Below are 15,909 nucleotides of genomic sequence, written 5' to 3' on the forward strand. Positions count from 1 at the left end.
CGCAAGCTGCGGGGAGCGGGGCGTGGGGGCCCGGGGGCCGGGGCCCGGCGGTCCACCTGCGGGACGGCCGTCCCGCGGGTGACCAGCGCCGAAAGCGTCCTACGCGCCCATCATGTGGACGCCACCGTCCACATGCACGATCTCGCCCGTCGTGCGCGGGAAGAAGTCCGACAGCAGAGCGACCACACCGCGACCGGCCGGCTCCGGGTCGGCCAGGTCCCAGCCGATCGGGGCGCGGTGGTTCCAGACGTCCGCGAGCTCCTCGAAGCCCGGGATCGACTTGGCGGCCATCGACTTGAGCGGACCGGCCGACACCAGGTTGCAGCGGACGTTCCTGGGGCCCAGGTCGCGCGCGAGATAGCGGTTGGTGGACTCCAGCGCCGCCTTGGCCACGCCCATCCAGTCGTACTTCGGCCAGGCGATCGTCGCGTCGAAGGTGAGACCGACGACCGAGCCGCCTCGCTCCATCAGCGGCAGGCAGGCCATGGTCAGCGACTTGTAGGAGTACGCGGAGACCTGCACGGCGGTCGACACGTCGTCCCAGCCGGCCTCCAGGAAGTTGAACGCGCCCTGCGGGCCGAAGGCGATCGAGTGCACGATGCCGTCGAGTCCGGAGTCGTCGCTGGAGTGCTCACGGATCTTGTCCGCCAGGCCGTCCAGGTGCTCCTGGTTGGTGACATCCAGCTCGATGACGGGGACGGGCTTGGGCAGCCGCTTCGCGATGCGCTCGACGAGGGTGAGCCGGCCGAAGCCGGTGAGGATGACCTCGGCGCCCTCCTCCTGCGCCACCTTGGCGGCGTGGAAGGCGATGGACCCCTCGGTGAGGACGCCCGTGACGAGAATGCGCTTGCCGGCCAGGATTCCACTCATGGTGATCAGTGACCCATGCCCAATCCGCCGTCAACAGGGATGACGGCTCCAGTGATGTACGAGGCGTCGTCGGAGGCGAGGAAGCGCACCGCGGCGGCGACCTCCTCGGGCTGCGCGTAGCGGCCGAGCGGCACCTGGGCGACGATGCCCGCGCGCTGCTCATCGCTCAGCACCCGGGTCATGTCGGTGTCGACAAAACCGGGAGCGACGACGTTGAAGGTGATGTTCCGCGAGCCCAGCTCACGGGCGAGCGAGCGGGCGAAGCCGACGAGACCCGCCTTGGACGCGGCGTAGTTCGCCTGCCCGGGAGAGCCCTGCAGGCCGACCACGGAGGAGATCAGCACGACGCGGCCCTTCTTGGCGCGCAGCATGCCGCGGTTGGCGCGCTTGACGACCCGGAAGGTGCCGGTGAGGTTGGTGTCGAGGACGCTGGTGAAGTCCTCCTCGGACATCCGCATCAGCAGCTGGTCCTTGGTGACACCGGCGTTGGCCACCAGCACCTCCACCGGACCGTGCTTCTCCTCGATCTCCTTGTAAGCCTGCTCCACCTGCTCGGAGTCGGTGATGTCGCACCTGACGGCCAGGCAGCCGAGCTCGGTCAGGGCGGCCGGCGGCTCGCCGGAGCGGTACGTGATAGCGACCTTGTCGCCTGCATCGGCGAACGCGTGGGCGATGGCGAGGCCGATGCCCCGGTTTCCTCCGGTGACGAGAACCGAGCGGCTCAACGGATCACCCTTTCGATAGCGGGCTGGTACCTACGCAAACTATCGGTCCCGTCCGCCCCGCGGAGAATCGGTCCCTGACAGGGCCTTTGGCTCGTCACTGTCGGGTCCCTACAGAAAGACGCTGGGCAACCACCACTCCGGCGCGACATGATCGGGGACGACCCGTCTCGACGACAGGAGACATCCGTGCCTCATTCCATCGACGAAGCCTTCACGGCGCTGCCGCTGAGGGCGCTCGCCGACGCGGCGCTCGCCCGGGCGCGTGCGCTCGGCGCCGACCACGCCGACTTCCGCTTCGAGCGCGTACGCAGTGCGGCTTGGCGGCTGCGCGACGCCAAGCCCGCCGGTTCCTCGGACACCACGGACCTCGGATACGCGGTGCGGGTGGTGCACGGCGGGGCCTGGGGCTTCGCCTCCGGGGTCGACATGACCATGGACGCGGCGGCGAAGGTGGCCTCGCAGGCGGTGGCGATGGCCAAGCTGTCCGCGCAGGTGATCGCGGCGGCGGGCTCCGACGAGCGTGTGGAGCTGGCCGCGGAGCCGGTGCACGCGGAGAAGACCTGGATCTCCGCGTACGAGATCAATCCGTTCGAGGTGCCGGACGAGCAGAAGACCTCGCTGCTCGCGGAGTGGAGCGGACGGCTGCTCGGTGCGGAGGGAGTGGCGCATGTGGACGCCTCGCTGCTCACCGTCCAGGAGAACAAGTTCTACGCGGACACGGCGGGCACCGTCACGACGCAGCAGCGCGTGCGGCTGCATCCGCAGCTCACCGCGGTCGCCGTGGACGAGACCACCGGCGAGTTCGACTCGATGCGGACGATCGCGCCGCCGGTGGGCCGCGGCTGGGAGTATCTGACCGGCACGGGCTGGGACTGGGACTCCGAGCTGGAGCGGATCCCGGAGCTGCTCGCGGAGAAGATGCGCGCGCCGAGCGTCGAGGCCGGGCGGTACGACCTGGTGGTGGACCCGTCGAATCTCTGGCTGACCATCCATGAGTCGATCGGCCACGCCACGGAGCTGGACCGGGCGCTGGGGTACGAGGCGGCGTACGCGGGGACGTCGTTCGCGACCTTCGACCAGCTGGGGAAGCTGGCGTACGGCTCGTCGGTGATGAATGTGACCGGCGACCGCACGGCCGAACACGGTCTTGCCACCATCGGCTACGACGACGAAGGCGTCCAGGCGCAGTCCTGGGACCTGGTCAAGGACGGCACGCTGGTGGGCTACCAGCTGGACCGCCGGATCGCGAAGCTCACGGGACTCGGCCGCTCCAACGGCTGCGCGTTCGCCGACTCGCCGGGCCATGTTCCGGTGCAGCGGATGGCGAACGTGTCGTTGCAGCCGGCTGCGGGCGGTCTTTCCACGGACGATCTGATCGGCGGCGTGGAGCGCGGGATCTATGTGGTCGGCGACCGGTCGTGGTCGATCGACATGCAGCGGTACAACTTCCAGTTCACCGGGCAGCGGTTCTTCCGCATCGAGAACGGACAGCTGGCCGGTCAGCTGCGGGATGTCGCGTACCAGGCGACGACGACGGACTTCTGGGGCTCGATGGAGCAGGTGGGCGGCCCGCAGACGTATGTGCTCGGCGGCGCGTTCAACTGCGGCAAGGCCCAGCCGGGCCAGGTGGCGGCGGTCTCCCACGGCTGCCCGTCGGCCCTGTTCCGGGGCGTGAACATCCTCAACACGACGCAGGAGGCCGGTCGATGAGCGCGCGCCACCAGATCTGCCGGGGGTCCGGGGGTCGCCCCCCGGGCAAGCACAGTCTCAACACGACGCAGGAGGCCGGTCGATGAGCCGTAACAGCAAGCCGCACGAGATCGTCGAGCGGGCTCTGGAGCTGTCCACCGCCGACGGCTGTGTTGTCATCGCCGACGAGCACTCCTCCGCCAACCTCCGCTGGGCCGGAAACGCGCTCACCACCAACGGCGTCACCCGCGGCCGCACTCTCACCGTCATCGCGACCGTCGACGGCAAGGAGGGCACCGCGTCCGGAGTGGTGTCCCGGTCCGCCGTCACCAACGAGGACCTCGAACCGCTCGTACGCGCCGCCGAGGACGCCGCCCGTGGAGCCGAACCCGCCGAGGACGCGCAGCCGCTCGTCACCGGCGTCCAGGCGTCGCCCGACTTCGTCGACGCGCCCGCCGAGACGACGTCCGCCGTCTTCGCGGACTTCGCGCCCGCGCTGGGCGAGGCCTTCGCCCGCGCGAAGGCCGGCGGTCGGGAGCTGTACGGCTTCGCCAACCACGAGCTGACCTCCACCTATCTCGGTACGTCGACCGGGCTGCTGCTCCGGCACGACCAGCCCAACGGCACGCTCGAGCTCAACGCCAAGTCGCCCGACCGGTCCCGGTCCGCCTGGGCCGGGCGGGCCACGCGGGACTTCAAGGACGTGGACCCGGCGGCGCTGGACGCGGAGCTGGCGCAGCGCCTCGGCTGGGCCGAGCGCAAGATCGAGCTGCCCGCCGGCCGGTACGAGACCCTGCTGCCGCCCACCGCCGTGGCCGATCTGCTGATCTACCAGCTCTGGTCGTCGGCGGCCCGGGACGCGGCCGAGGGCCGTACGGTCTTCTCCAAGCCGGGCGGCGGCACCCGCGTCGGCGAGACGCTCTCGAGGCTGCCGCTGACGCTGCGCAGCGACCCGAACGAGCCGGGTCTGGAGTCCGCGCCGTTTGTGATCGCGCACGCCTCCGGCGACGACGCCTCGGTCTTCGACAACGGCCTGCCGCTGTCGGCGACGCCGTGGGTGCGGGACGGAAAGCTGGAGCACCTGGTGACCACCCGGCACAGCGCCGCCCTGACGGGGCTGCCGGTCGCGCCCGCGGCCGGGAATCTGATCCTGGACGGCGGCGGTGAGCGTTCGCTGGACGAGATGGTCCGGGCGACCGCCCGCGGACTGCTGCTGACCTGCCTCTGGTACATCCGCGAGGTCGACCCGGCGACGCTGCTGCTGACCGGGCTCACCAGGGACGGCGTCTATCTCGTGGAGAACGGCGAGGTGGTCGGCGAGGTGAACAACTTCCGGTTCAACGAGTCGCCGGTCGATCTGCTGTCGCGGGCGACGGAGGCCGGGCGCACCGAGAAGACGCTGCCGCGCGAGTGGGGCGACTGGTTCACCAGGGCCGCGATGCCCGCGCTCCGGGTCCCGGATTTCAATATGAGTTCGGTCAGCCAGGGCGTATAACCTCGGGCACAGACCCGTACGAACATCGAAGGAGACGCGAGAGCCGTGACGGACATCGTCGACGAACTGCAGTGGCGTGGGCTGATCGCCCTGTCCACTGACGAGGACGCATTGCGCAAGGCGTTCGCGGACGGTCCCGTCACGTTCTATTGCGGCTTCGACCCGACCGCGCCCAGCCTGCACCTGGGCAATCTGGTCCAGATCCTCACCATGCGCCGGATCCAGCTGGCGGGTAACCGCCCGCTGGGCCTGGTCGGCGGCGCGACCGGTCTCATCGGCGACCCCAAGCCGAACTCCGAGCGCACGCTCAACGCGCCGGACGTCGTCGCGGAGTGGGTGGGGCGGCTGCGCGGACAGATCGAGCGGTTCCTCGACTTCGAGGGTCCGTACGCCGCGACCATGGTCAACAACCTGGACTGGACGGCGGGCCTGTCGGCGATCGACTTCCTGCGCGACGTCGGCAAGTACTTCCGGGTCAACAAGATGATCGCGAAGGAGGCGGTCGCCCGGCGGCTGAACTCCGACGCGGGCATCAGCTACACCGAGTTCAGCTACCAGATCCTTCAGGGCATGGACTTCCTGGAGCTGTTCCGGCGGTACGGCTGCGTGCTGCAGACCGGCGGCAGCGACCAGTGGGGCAATCTCACCGCGGGCACCGATCTGATCCACCGGGTCGAACCGCATGCCGCGGTGCACGCACTGGCAACTCCGCTGATCACCAAGGCGGACGGCACGAAGTTCGGCAAGACGGAGTCCGGCACGGTGTGGCTGGACGCGGAGAAGACCACGCCGTACGCGTTCTACCAGTTCTGGCTGAACGCCGACGACCGCGATGTCTCCAAGTTCCTGCGGATCTTCAGCTTCAAGTCCCGTGCGGAGATCGAGGAGCTGGAGCGGCTGACCGAGGAGCGGCCGCAGGCGCGCGCGGCCCAGCGTGCGCTGGCGGAGGAGCTGACGACGCTGGTGCACGGCGCCGACCAGTGCGCGGCGGCCGTCGGCGCGTCGAAGGCGCTGTTCGGTCAGGGCGAGCTGGATGCGCTGGACGAGGCGACGCTGCGGGCGGCGCTCGCCGAGCTGCCGCACGCCCGGGTCGCCGAGCTGGCTCCGGTCGTGGACCTGTTCGCCGAGGTCGGCCTGGTGGCGAGCAAGTCGGCGGCCCGGCGGACCGTGAAGGAGGGCGGGGCCTACGTGAACAACGTCAAGGTCACGGCCGACGACGCGGTGCCCGCGCCGGAGGATCTGCTGCACGGCCGCTGGCTGGTGCTGCGCCGCGGCAAGAAGAACCTGGCCGCGGTCGAGGTCACCGGCGGCTGACCGTTCATACGTGTGCTCCGCCCCGGAGTTCCGGGGCGGAGCACAGGCCACGGCCTACGCCTGCTGTTTCTTGCCCTTCGCCGCCATGTACGCCATCTCTCCCAGGAACACCAGGAGGACGGCCGCGCCGAGCTGAAGCGCATGGCGGCCCCAGTCGATGCCGCTGGTCTCGTCGATGCCGAGGCCCATCGCGATCCAGTTGCCCAGCGCCGCGCCGCCGATGCCGAGAATGGTGGTCAGCCAGAGGGGAATGTGCTGCTTCCCGGGCAGGATCGCCTTGGCGATCAGGCCCAGCACAAAACCCACGATGATCGCCCACAACCAGCCCATGGCTGCCTCCTCGTACGGCTCTCTACGGCTCCACGTGAGCAGTTACGCCGCCAGTCTCGGCCCGTCGTCCGTACGACGCATGCCGGGCAGCGCCATACGCGGTACGGCGGGGACCCGCTCTCGTAGGCGTCGCAGTGGCGGCGTACGGTGGAACACGTCGGGACCGGGGTGCGTCCGGCACGGAAATCGGGTGGTGGAGCGCGATGCGGAAGCATGGACACGCGGAGGTCTTCCGGATCACCGGTGCGCGGCAGGGACTCGCCGACGATGTGCGCGCCCGGCAGCGCCGCTATGTGATCTCGATGTCGGTACGGACCGTGTCGGTGATCCTCGCCGCCACCCTGTGGAACGTGGAACGCCATGTGGCCATCGTGGCTCTGGTGCTCGGTCTGGTGCTGCCGTACGTCGCCGTGGTGATCGCCAACGCGGGCCGGGAGAACGCTCCCTCGCTGCCGCCGACGTTTGTGCCCGCGCCGTCCCGCCCGATGATCGCTCCGGGTCCCGAGCAGCGTGCCGACCAGCCCGCCGACCAGCCCGCGCCGGACTCGCCGGCCGACTCCTCGACGGAATCCGCCGCGGAATCCCGGCCCGAGACCGACGCCTTTGCGAAGGACGTCCCGGAGCGGGAGCAGAGCTGATCCATGGGCGCTCAAAGCTCAGGAAAAGCTCAGATCAATCATGAAGTTCCAGTGCACCTGACCCCATTCCCCGTGACATACTTCGTGTGCGCTCCGCATCCCCCGTCGGAGCGACGGACCGACGCCGGGCAGCTCCCCCCGTGGCTGCTCGGCGTCGCCATGTGGTCACCTTTTTCCGTACGACGTAAGACGCAAAAGTGAGTGACGAGACCCCGATCTGCTCCGCGAAGGGCTGCCGCGCCGACGCCGTCTGGGTGGTCGCGTGGAACAACCCGAAACTCCACACTCCGGAGCGCCGCAAGACCTGGCTCGCCTGTGACGAGCACCGCGAGCACCTCTCCAACTTCCTCAGCCTGCGCGGCTTTCTGAAGGATGTCGTGCCGCTCGACGAGTGGGAGCGGGAGAGCCCCTAGGGCCTGATCCAGACGACAGGCCCTAGGCAGCCTTCGGTCGAGTCGAAGGCCCAAAGCTCAAGAAAAGCTCAGATCAATCATGAAGTTCCAGTGCACCGCACTCCATACCCCGTGACATTGTTTGCACCGACGTCGACCACCGATCGCCGTACAACTCAGGGCATCGGCATCACAGTTCGCAGCATTGTGCTGCGCACACGGATGCTCCGGAGGATGTGCATGAACGAGGGAAGGCATCGCAAGGAAAAGGGCCCAGCCCAGGTCTTATGGAGCTTCCTCTCAGCGCTGGCAGGCCGGCTCCTGGCCGACGTGATCAGCGGGTGGTGGAAGCGCCACGACCTGTGACTGGACCCGTGGGTGACACATAACTGACCGTTCGCGCGGTCAGCCGGCTCGTCCTCACGGACGGGCCTGGTGGGGTCGTGCCTGGCAGGGCGCGGCCCCACTCTTCTGCATCCGAACTGTACGCCCGGAGTCTGCGGCTCAGCCGCCGATCGCCGACATCGGGCGGTCGGGCTGCAGGAACGACGGGTCGTCGAGGCCCGAGCCGGCCTTCTTGCCCCACATCGCGAGTCGCCAGATGCGGGCTATCTCCTCGTCCGGCGCTTCCGAGCGCAGTGCCGCCCGCAGGTCCGTCTCCTCGCGCGCGAACAGGCAGGTGCGCACCTGGCCGTCCGCGGTGAGCCTGGTGCGGTCGCAGGCGGAGCAGAAGGGGCGGGTGACGGACGCGATGACGCCGACCCGGTGCGGGCCGCCGTCCACGAGCCAGCGCTCGGCGGGCGCGGAACCGCGCGCCGCGTCGTCCTCGGCGGTGAGCGTGAAGCGGGTGCGCAGCGAGGTCAGGATGTCGCCCGCGGTGATCATGCCGTCGCGCTTCCAGCCGTGCTGGGCGTCGAGCGGCATCTGCTCGATGAAACGCAGCTCGTAGTCGTTCGCCACGGCCCAGGCGAGGAGGTCGGGGGCCTCGTCGTCATTGAGCCCCGGCATCAGCACGGTGTTGACCTTGACCGGGGTGAGACCGGCGGCACGGGCCGCCTCCAGACCGTCCAGGACGTCATGGTGCCGGTCGCGGCGGGTGAGGGTCTTGAAGACGTCGGGCCGCAGGGTGTCGAGCGAGACATTGACCCGGTTCAGGCCGGCCGCCTTCAGCGCGGCTGCCGTGCGCTTGAGTCCTATGCCATTGGTGGTCAGCGACATCTCGGGCCGCGGCTCGAGAGCGGCGCAGCGCTCCACGATGCCCACGATGCCGGGCCGCAGCAGCGGCTCTCCCCCGGTGAAGCGGACCTCGGTGATGCCGAGGTCGGTGACGGCGATGCGGATCAGCCGGACGATCTCGTCGTCACTGAGCAGATCCGGCTTGGCGAGCCACTGCAGCCCTTCTTCCGGCATGCAGTACGAACACCGCAAATTGCACCGGTCGGTCAGCGAAACACGCAGGTCAGTGGCCACACGGCCATAGGTGTCAATGAGCACTGTGGGCCCCCTCCCAGCTGTTTGAGGATCTATGTTGTCGAGCCTACGCCAGCCCTGTGACAACACCCCCGGCCCGATTGTCACGAAGCGCGGCACGGCCGCGTCGTAGGACTCTACGACGCGGCCGCGTTCCGTACCCGAAAAACTGTCCGATCGCCGCCCGGATCAGTGGGCTCCGGTGCCCGTGAGCGACTTGACCTCGAGCTCCGCGTACTTGCCCTTGTCCGGCTCCTCCTTGGACAACAGCGAGCCGAGCCAGCCGAGCAGGAAGCCCAGCGGGATGGAGACGAGGCCCGGGTTCTCCAGCGGGAACCAGTAGAAGTCCGCGTTCTTGAACATCGAGGTGGGCTTGCCGGAGACGACCGGCGAGAAGAGCACCAGCACCACGGACGAGATCAGACCGCCGTAGATCGACCACAGCGCGCCCTGGGTGGTGAACCGCTTCCAGAACAGGCTGTAGAGGATCGTCGGCAGATTCGCCGAGGCGGCCACCGCGAAGGCGAGCGCGACGAGGCCCGCGACGTTCAGATCGCGTGCGAGCGCGCCGAGCGCGATGGAGACGACGCCGATGGCGACCGTCGCCCAGCGGGCCGCGCGTACCTCCTCCTTCTCGGTGGCCTGTCCCTTGCGGATGACATTGGCGTAGATGTCGTGCGCGAAGGACGAGGACGAGGCGAGCGTGAGGCCCGCGACCACGGCGAGGATGGTGGCGAAGGCTACCGCGGAGATCACGGCGAGCAGGATCGCACCGCCCGCCGAATCGACGCCGCCGATATGGAGCGCGAGCAGTGGCGCGGCCGTATTGCCCGCCTTGTTGGAGGCGACGATCTCCTCGGGTCCGACGAGCGCCGCCGCGCCGAAGCCGAGGGCGATGGTCATCAGGTAGAACCCGCCGATGATGCCGATGGCCCAGATGACGGACTTACGGGCGGCCTTCGCGGTGGGCACCGTGTAGAAGCGGATGAGAATGTGCGGCAGGCCGGCGGTGCCGAGGACGAGCGCGATGCCGAGCGAGATGAAGTCCAGCTTCGAGGTGCTGGTGGCCCCGTACTTGAGGCCGGGCTCCAGGAACGCCGCTCCCTTGCCGCTGTTCTCGGCTGCCTTTCCGAGCAGGTCGGAGATGTTGAAGCCGTACTTCAGCAGCACCAGGAACGTGATCAGCAGCGTGCCCGCGATGAGCAGGACGGCCTTGACCATCTGCACCCATGTGGTGCCCTTCATGCCGCCGATGGTGACGTACACGATCATCAGCACGCCGACCAGGGCGACGATGGCGACCTTGCCGGCGTCGCTGGTGATGCCGAGCAGCAGGGACACCAGAACACCGGCGCCGGCCATCTGCGCGAGCAGATAGAAGATCGAGACGACGATGGTCGAGGTGCCGGCGGCGGTGCGGACCGGGCGCTGGCGCATGCGGTACGCGAGCACGTCGCCCATGGTGAAGCGGCCGGAATTGCGCAGCGGTTCGGCGACCAGCAGCAGCGCGACCAGCCAGGCGACGAGGAAGCCGATCGAATAGAGGAAACCGTCGTAGCCGAAGAGCGCGATGGCGCCGGCGATGCCGAGGAACGAGGCGGCCGACATGTAGTCGCCGGAGATCGCCAGACCGTTCTGGAAGCCGGTGAACTGGCGGCCGCCCGCATAGAAGTCGGCGGCGCTCTTGGTCTGTCGGCCCGCCCAGACCGTGATGATCAGCGTCGCGACGACGAAGAGGCCGAACAGCGTGATGATCAACGGCCGGTGCTCGGTCGTGGCGCTCTCCGCCGCCAACTGGAGGGTGTTGCTCACAGGTCTGCCTCCATACGGGACTTGATCGCATCAGCCTTGGGGTCGAGCTTCGCGGCTGCATGACGCGAGTAGAACCAGGCGATGAGGAAAGTGGTGGCGAACTGGGCGAGACCGAAGACAAAGGCGACATTGATATTGCCGATGACCTTGGTGCCCATGAAGCCGCCGGCGTAGCTCGACAGCAGTACGTAGAGCAGGTACCAGGCGATGAAGGCGACAGTCAGCGGGAAGGCGAAGGAGCGGTATGTGCGGCGCAGTTCGCCGAATTCCGCGCTCTCCTGCACCTCGACGAACTGCTCTGTCGTGGGCTGAGCGGGGCTGGTGTCCGTACCGCCCGGGGGCGGCGGTGCATCGGTGGCCACGGAGTCTCCTCGCGACGCGGGTGCGGTGGGCTGGGACATGGGTGATGACATGGGGGGACCTCACAGTCGGGGGTGGATTGATGTTGCTCCACCCCCTGACAACGGCACGGAGAGCACGCCGAGGCGGTTCAACATCGGCCTTTTTCTTACCGATTTCTTCTCGAACACATTGATGAGGCCCAAGATCGGCGATAGCTTCGCTGGTCATGTACCCGCCCATGCGCACCCGGTGTCTGGGCGGTTGTCACGGATGATGTGGAGAACCCATGGCTCATCTGGGATCCAGACGACGGCGCGTACTCGCGCTGCCCGCAGGTCTGGCGCTCACGGCCTCGCTCGGCTTCCTTCCCACGGGAGCCGCCTCGGCCGCCCCGGCGGACCTCCCGTCCGCCGCGGTGTCGACCGACGGTCCGAAGCTGTCGTACGTGGTGAACGTCAAGAGCGGTCACAGCACCGCCAAGCTGGTCAAGAAGGCGATAGCCAAGGCCGGCGGCACCATAGTGATGGCGTATGACCAGATAGGCGTCATCGTCGTTCACTCGCAGAACCCGGAGTTCGCCAAGACCATCCGCACGGTCAAGGGCGTCACTTCGGCCGGCGCGACGCGCACCGCGCCGCTGGCCGCCGCGACCGACACGGCGATCGAGTCCGAGCGCCCGCTTACGGCCGCGGAGGCGAAGACCGCTGCGGCGCAGGCGGAGGCCGGCCAGGACCCGCTCGAGCCGCTGCAGTGGGACCTGCCCGCCATCAAGGCGGACAAGGCCCATGAGAAGACGCTGGGCAGCAAGAAGGTCACCGTCGCGGTCATCGACACGGGTGTCGATGACACCCACCCCGACCTGGCGCCCAACTTCGACGTCAATGCGTCGGCCAACTGCGTGACCGGCAAGCCGGACACCACGCCGGGCTCCTGGCGGCCGGCCGCCGACGAGAGCGACCACGGCACGCATGTCGCGGGCACCATAGCCGCGGCCAAGAACGACATCGGCATCACGGGTGTCGCGCCGGGCGTCAAGGTCTCCGGCATCAAGGTCTCGACCCAGCCCGGCTTCTTCTACACCGAAGCGGTCGTCTGCGGCTTCGTCTGGGCCGCGGAGCACGGCGTCGACGTGACCAACAACAGCTACTACACCGACCCGTGGCTGTTCAACTGCAAGAACGACGACGACCAGAAGGCCCTCGTCGAGGCGCACAAGCGCGCCATCGGGTACGCCGAGCGCAAGGGCGTGGTGAACGTCGCCGCGGCCGGCAACTCCCGGTTCGACCTCGCCGCCGACGAGATCACGGACACGACGAGCCCGAACGACACCACTCCGGTCGAGCGGGTCATCAACCCGAGCGAGTGCCTGGACATTCCGACCCAGATCCCCGGTGTTGTCACCGTCTCCGCCCTGGGCGCGAAGAACCTCAAGTCCTCGTACTCCAACTACGGCCTCGGCGTGATCGACGTCTCCGCCCCGGGCGGCGACTCGACCGCCTTCCAGAAGCCGGACGCGCCGGCCGTCGACGGCCGGATCCTGTCCACGCTGCCGGGCGGTGGCTACGGCTACAAGGCCGGTACGTCGATGGCCTCGCCGCATGTCGCCGGCGTCGTCGCGCTCATCAAGTCGACGTACCCGTACGCCTCGGCGGCCGGGGTGAAGGCGATCCTGTACAAGCAGGCAGACGACGCCGCCTGCACCAACCCGTACGACATCAACGGCGACGGCACGGTCGACGCGGTGTGCGAGGGCGGCAAGCAGGAGAACGGCTTCTACGGAACGGGCGTCGTGGACGCCCTGGACGCGGTTCGCCGGTAGTTCAGTAGGTAGGTCACTCGGTAGTTGAGTGCGCGAGGGGCCGGACGCGGATGTCGCGTCCGGCCCCTCTGCACGTGTTTCAGGGCTTGATGAGGACCTTGAGCGCGGTGCGCTGGTCCATCGCCCGGTAGCCGTCCGGGACGCCGTCGATGCCGACCGTCAGATCGAAGACGGGCGACGGGTCGATCGTGCCGTCCAGGATGTCCGGCAGCAGCTCGGGTACGTACGCGCGGACGGGAGCGACGCCGCCACGCAGTGAGATGTTGCGGTCGCCCTTGGTGACGCCCGCGCCGAGCGCCGCGTGGTGCCCGGTGCCATGACATCGGAGAGCGCGAGCAGCGCGGTCAGCAGCCGGTCGTCGGACGCGGCGTCGGCGGGCAGGGTGACGAGCGTGCCGCCGGCGAACGGTACGCGGACGGCCTCGCCCTGGCCGCCGTCGGACGCGACGCCGAGGAACTCGTGCCCGATGCTCCCCCAGAGCCTTCGGCCTGGGAGGGGCCCCGGTGGGTTCCTTGATCCTCGGATCCGGCACCTCCTCCACGCGGATGTCGTGCGGGGCGTGGATGACGGTGGCGCGCATGAGGCAGGATCCTTGCTGGTCAGTCGGTGGTACGAAGCCCCTCACGGTGCGCCTGTGCGAGCAGGGCCTGTGCGCCGACGTAGGTCAGCATGATCCAGAAGTCGGGGCGCGGCAGCTGCGGCCAATCGGCGACACCGGTGGCGATCAGCATGTCGGAGACCAGGAACAGCGCCCCGCCGAGACCGACCAGGGGCCCGAGCCGGGACGAGCGGTAGGCCATGGCGGTGAGCAGCAGGCTGTATCCGGCGACCGGGATGCGCAGTTCGGCGGGAAGATCCGGCCAGAGCGCGACGACGGCCCCGACCAGGGCGATGCCGTACGCGATGCCCAGCACGGGATGCGTACGTCCTTTGCCGAACAGCACGAGGTAGCAGACGTGCCCGGCGGCGAACGAGCCCATGCCGAGCAGGAAGGCGATGTCGGCGTCGAAGAGCAGCGCGACATCGCCGCCCCACCCGAACAGCAGCGCGCCGACGAGGAGCCCCGGCCCGCGCCGGGTCAGGACGTACGCGGCGAGCAGCGGCATGAGGAGCGGCTTGGCGACGGTGTGTCCGGCGTCGGCGTCGGCGAGGAGGGACCCGAGGTCGACGGCGACGGCGAGTGCGAAGGCGACGAGGAGGGCCCGGGAGAGCCTGTTCGGCGCAACCTCGCCGGGCGCGGGGCCGGGACCCGCAGCCGTCTCCGGACCGGCCGCGGCCGGTCGTTCCGGCGCGGTCACGCGACACGTTCCGCGGCCGCCGCCTCCGGGACCTGAGGCGCAGCCTGGCGGGGCTGCCAGCCCGGGCCGCGGAAGATCCGGCCCGCCCGTTCCCGCCAGCTCGTCGCCGCCCGTACGTCCCGCACGATCGCCGCGTACTCGTGCGTCGCGACCCGCAGCGGGTTGTATGTCTCGATGTTCTTGGTGAGGCCGAAGACCGGCCGCTCGATCTCCGCCGCGAACGACCCGAACATCCGGTCCCACACGATCAGGATCCCGCCGAAGTTCCGGTCCAGATAGCCGCCCTGGGAGGCGTGGTGCACCCGGTGGTGCGAGGGCGTGTTCAGGACGTACTCGAAGGGCCTCGGCAGCTTGTCGATGCGCTCCGTGTGCACCCAGAACTGGTACACGAGGTTTGCGGACGAGCAGAAGGCGAGCGCCGCCGGATGCACGCCGCACGCGATCAGCGGGAGGTAGAACGGCCACACGGTGAGCGAGGTCCAGGGCTGCCGCAGCGCGGTGGTGAGGTTGAACTTCCGGCTGGAGTGGTGGACCACGTGGCAGGCCCACAGGATGCGGATGACGTGATGGCCGCGGTGGGACCAGTAGTAGAAGAAGTCCTGGGCGAGCAGCATCAGCGGCACGGTCCACCACAGGACGGGCACCCGCGCCGGGGTGAGTTCGTACACCGCTGTGTAGATCGCGACGATCGGGATCTTCCAGAGGAAGTCGAAGGCGAGACTGCCCAGGCCCATGCCGACACTGGTGGCGGCGTCCTTCGTCTCGTATCCCGCCGCGTCGTCGTCGGGATGGAGTCGGACCATCACGATTTCGAGGACGGTGAGCAGAACGAAGGCGGGTATCGACCACAGCACGACATCGGGCAGGTTCGGCATGCGAGCACCGTAGAGGCGGCGGTCGGGCACGGCTAGACGTTGTTACCCACAAGTATGCGAGACAGTTTGTCAGCTGCCTTTGGTGGCTTCTGCCAATACCGCCCGCGGACAGGAGCCTCAGACGCCCAGCGCGCCGAGCAGCGAGCCCGCTCCGTAGGTCACCGCCATCGCCACCGCTCCCCCGGCGACGTTCCGCAGCATCGCCGGGCCGGCCGGTGCAGCGCCGAGGCGGGCGCTCCCCCAGCCCGTCAGGCACAGGGCAGTGAGCACCGAGAGGACGGTGACCGGAAGACGCCAGTCCGACGGCGGCAGCACGATCGCCAGGAGCGGCAGCAGCGCACCGGCGGTGAAGGCGAGAAAGCTCGCTCCCGCCGCGTGCCACGGGTTGGCCAGCTCGTCCGGGTCGATGCCGAGCTCCACGCGGGCGTGGGCGCGCAGCGCGTCGCGTTCGCTGAGCTGGACGGCGGCTTCGCGGGCCACCTCGCGTGACATGCCGCGGTCCGCCAGCAGGTCGGTCAGCTCGTCGAGTTCGGCCTCCGGCTGCTCGCGCAGTTCGCGTCGCTCCTGCGCCAGCGCGGCGTTCTCCGAGTCGCGCTGAGTGGAGACCGAGACGTACTCGCCGGCCGCCATGGACATGGAGCCGGCGAGCAGTCCGGCGAGGCCGGCGGTCAGCAGGGCCGCGCGGTCGCTCGTGACGCCCGCCACGCCGACGACGATGCCCGCCGTGGAGACGATGCCGTCGTTGGCGCCGAGTACCGCGGCCCGCAGCCAGTTGAGGCGTGTGCCGAGTGCCCCGCCGTGGGCCTCTTCATGGGTCGGTTCACTCACCCCGGGAGGGTC

15 protein-coding genes and 1 pseudogene are annotated in these 15,909 nt (G+C 69.1%); 6 read left to right on the forward strand and 10 right to left on the reverse strand.

Annotation, left to right across the window (positions count from 1 at the left end; genetic code table 11):
- Nucleotides 1-99 precede the first annotated feature (99 nt).
- Entirely contained in the window at nt 100-870 is a 771-nt protein-coding gene (gene fabI, locus ACH4YL_RS32485) for an enoyl-ACP reductase FabI (RefSeq protein ID WP_398511079.1), read from the reverse strand.
- A gap of 5 nt (nt 871-875) precedes the next feature.
- Nucleotides 876-1,595, reverse strand: a complete 720-nt coding sequence (gene fabG / locus ACH4YL_RS32490; RefSeq protein ID WP_398511080.1) for a 3-oxoacyl-[acyl-carrier-protein] reductase — start codon at nt 1,593-1,595, stop codon at nt 876-878.
- Nucleotides 1,596-1,742: 147 nt separating this feature from the next.
- Here fabG and ACH4YL_RS32495 point away from each other — a divergent pair, with 147 nt between their 5' ends.
- From ACH4YL_RS32495 to tyrS, 3 genes are all read left to right on the forward strand, one after another.
- Nucleotides 1,743-3,305, forward strand: a complete 1,563-nt coding sequence (locus ACH4YL_RS32495) for a TldD/PmbA family protein (RefSeq protein ID WP_398511081.1) — start codon at nt 1,743-1,745, stop codon at nt 3,303-3,305.
- An 82-nt stretch (nt 3,306-3,387) separates the two neighbouring features.
- Complete coding sequence (locus ACH4YL_RS32500; protein ID WP_398511082.1) at nt 3,388-4,779, forward strand: metallopeptidase TldD-related protein; 1,392 nt, start codon at nt 3,388-3,390, stop codon at nt 4,777-4,779.
- Nucleotides 4,780-4,824: 45 nt separating this feature from the next.
- Nucleotides 4,825-6,093, forward strand: coding sequence for a tyrosine--tRNA ligase (tyrS, locus tag ACH4YL_RS32505; protein ID WP_398511083.1), 1,269 nt, complete (start codon nt 4,825-4,827; stop codon nt 6,091-6,093).
- Nucleotides 6,094-6,147: 54 nt separating this feature from the next.
- Here tyrS and ACH4YL_RS32510 read toward each other — a convergent pair whose 3' ends face one another.
- The gene (locus ACH4YL_RS32510) at nt 6,148-6,423 is read right to left on the reverse strand and encodes a GlsB/YeaQ/YmgE family stress response membrane protein (RefSeq protein ID WP_398511084.1); all 276 of its coding nucleotides are present in this window, start codon (nt 6,421-6,423) and stop codon (nt 6,148-6,150) included.
- A 203-nt stretch (nt 6,424-6,626) separates the two neighbouring features.
- Here ACH4YL_RS32510 and ACH4YL_RS32515 point away from each other — a divergent pair, with 203 nt between their 5' ends.
- Together ACH4YL_RS32515 and ACH4YL_RS32520 are read left to right on the forward strand one after the other, a co-directional pair.
- Nucleotides 6,627-7,061 (forward strand): DUF3099 domain-containing protein, encoded by a 435-nt coding sequence (locus ACH4YL_RS32515; protein WP_398511085.1) that lies wholly within the window; start codon nt 6,627-6,629, stop codon nt 7,059-7,061.
- Nucleotides 7,062-7,258: 197 nt separating this feature from the next.
- Nucleotides 7,259-7,474 (forward strand): hypothetical protein, encoded by a 216-nt coding sequence (locus tag ACH4YL_RS32520; protein WP_398511086.1) that lies wholly within the window; start codon nt 7,259-7,261, stop codon nt 7,472-7,474.
- 483 nt (nt 7,475-7,957) lie between these two features.
- Here the strand turns inward: ACH4YL_RS32520 and moaA are convergent, their stop codons facing one another.
- From moaA to ACH4YL_RS32535, 3 genes are all read right to left on the reverse strand, one after another.
- Complete coding sequence (gene moaA, locus ACH4YL_RS32525; RefSeq protein ID WP_398511087.1) at nt 7,958-8,947, reverse strand: GTP 3',8-cyclase MoaA; 990 nt, start codon at nt 8,945-8,947, stop codon at nt 7,958-7,960.
- A 165-nt stretch (nt 8,948-9,112) separates the two neighbouring features.
- Nucleotides 9,113-10,735 (reverse strand): cation acetate symporter, encoded by a 1,623-nt coding sequence (locus ACH4YL_RS32530; protein WP_398511088.1) that lies wholly within the window; start codon nt 10,733-10,735, stop codon nt 9,113-9,115.
- A complete protein-coding gene (locus ACH4YL_RS32535) occupies nt 10,732-11,097 on the reverse strand; it encodes a DUF485 domain-containing protein (protein WP_398511089.1) in 366 nt (121 codons plus the stop codon). Before ACH4YL_RS32535 ends, ACH4YL_RS32530 begins: the two co-directional genes overlap by 4 nt.
- A 266-nt stretch (nt 11,098-11,363) precedes the next feature.
- Between ACH4YL_RS32535 and ACH4YL_RS32540 the strand changes: the two genes are divergently transcribed.
- Nucleotides 11,364-12,896: a S8 family peptidase gene (locus tag ACH4YL_RS32540; protein ID WP_398511090.1), complete on the forward strand. Its 1,533-nt coding sequence runs from the start codon at nt 11,364-11,366 to the stop codon at nt 12,894-12,896.
- 79 nt (nt 12,897-12,975) lie between these two features.
- Here ACH4YL_RS32540 and ACH4YL_RS32545 read toward each other — a convergent pair.
- The 4 genes and pseudogenes from ACH4YL_RS32545 to ACH4YL_RS32560 form a co-directional block, all read right to left on the reverse strand.
- Nucleotides 12,976-13,476 (reverse strand): annotated as a pseudogene (locus ACH4YL_RS32545) (hypothetical protein).
- 19 nt (nt 13,477-13,495) lie between these two features.
- A complete protein-coding gene (locus ACH4YL_RS32550) occupies nt 13,496-14,194 on the reverse strand; it encodes a lysoplasmalogenase (protein ID WP_398511091.1) in 699 nt (232 codons plus the stop codon).
- Entirely contained in the window at nt 14,191-15,069 is an 879-nt protein-coding gene (locus tag ACH4YL_RS32555) for a sterol desaturase family protein (RefSeq protein ID WP_398511092.1), read from the reverse strand. The genes ACH4YL_RS32550 and ACH4YL_RS32555 overlap by 4 nt, the downstream gene beginning before the upstream one ends.
- Nucleotides 15,070-15,186: 117 nt before the next feature.
- Nucleotides 15,187-15,897, reverse strand: coding sequence for a VIT family protein (locus tag ACH4YL_RS32560; RefSeq protein WP_398511093.1), 711 nt, complete (start codon nt 15,895-15,897; stop codon nt 15,187-15,189).
- Nucleotides 15,898-15,909: the final 12 nt, after the last annotated feature.

Source organism: Streptomyces sp. NPDC020681 (assembly GCF_044334895.1).
GTDB lineage: Bacteria > Actinomycetota > Actinomycetes > Streptomycetales > Streptomycetaceae > Streptomyces.

Bases quoted from the DNA above. Each gene is read 5' to 3' on its own strand.
- ACH4YL_RS32500 (WP_398511082.1), top strand. From the start codon at position 3,388: ATGAGCCGTAACAGCAAGCCGCACGAGATCGTCGAGCGGGCTCTGGAG.
- ACH4YL_RS32515 (WP_398511085.1), top strand. From the start codon at position 6,627: ATGCGGAAGCATGGACACGCGGAGGTCTTCCGGATCACCGGTGCGCGG.
- ACH4YL_RS32510 (WP_398511084.1), bottom strand. From the start codon at position 6,423: ATGGGCTGGTTGTGGGCGATCATCGTGGGTTTTGTGCTGGGCCTGATC.
- ACH4YL_RS32495 (WP_398511081.1), top strand. From the start codon at position 1,743: ATGATCGGGGACGACCCGTCTCGACGACAGGAGACATCCGTGCCTCAT.
- fabI (WP_398511079.1), bottom strand. From the start codon at position 870: ATGAGTGGAATCCTGGCCGGCAAGCGCATTCTCGTCACGGGCGTCCTC.
- ACH4YL_RS32540 (WP_398511090.1), top strand. From the start codon at position 11,364: ATGGCTCATCTGGGATCCAGACGACGGCGCGTACTCGCGCTGCCCGCA.
- ACH4YL_RS32555 (WP_398511092.1), bottom strand. From the start codon at position 15,069: ATGCCGAACCTGCCCGATGTCGTGCTGTGGTCGATACCCGCCTTCGTT.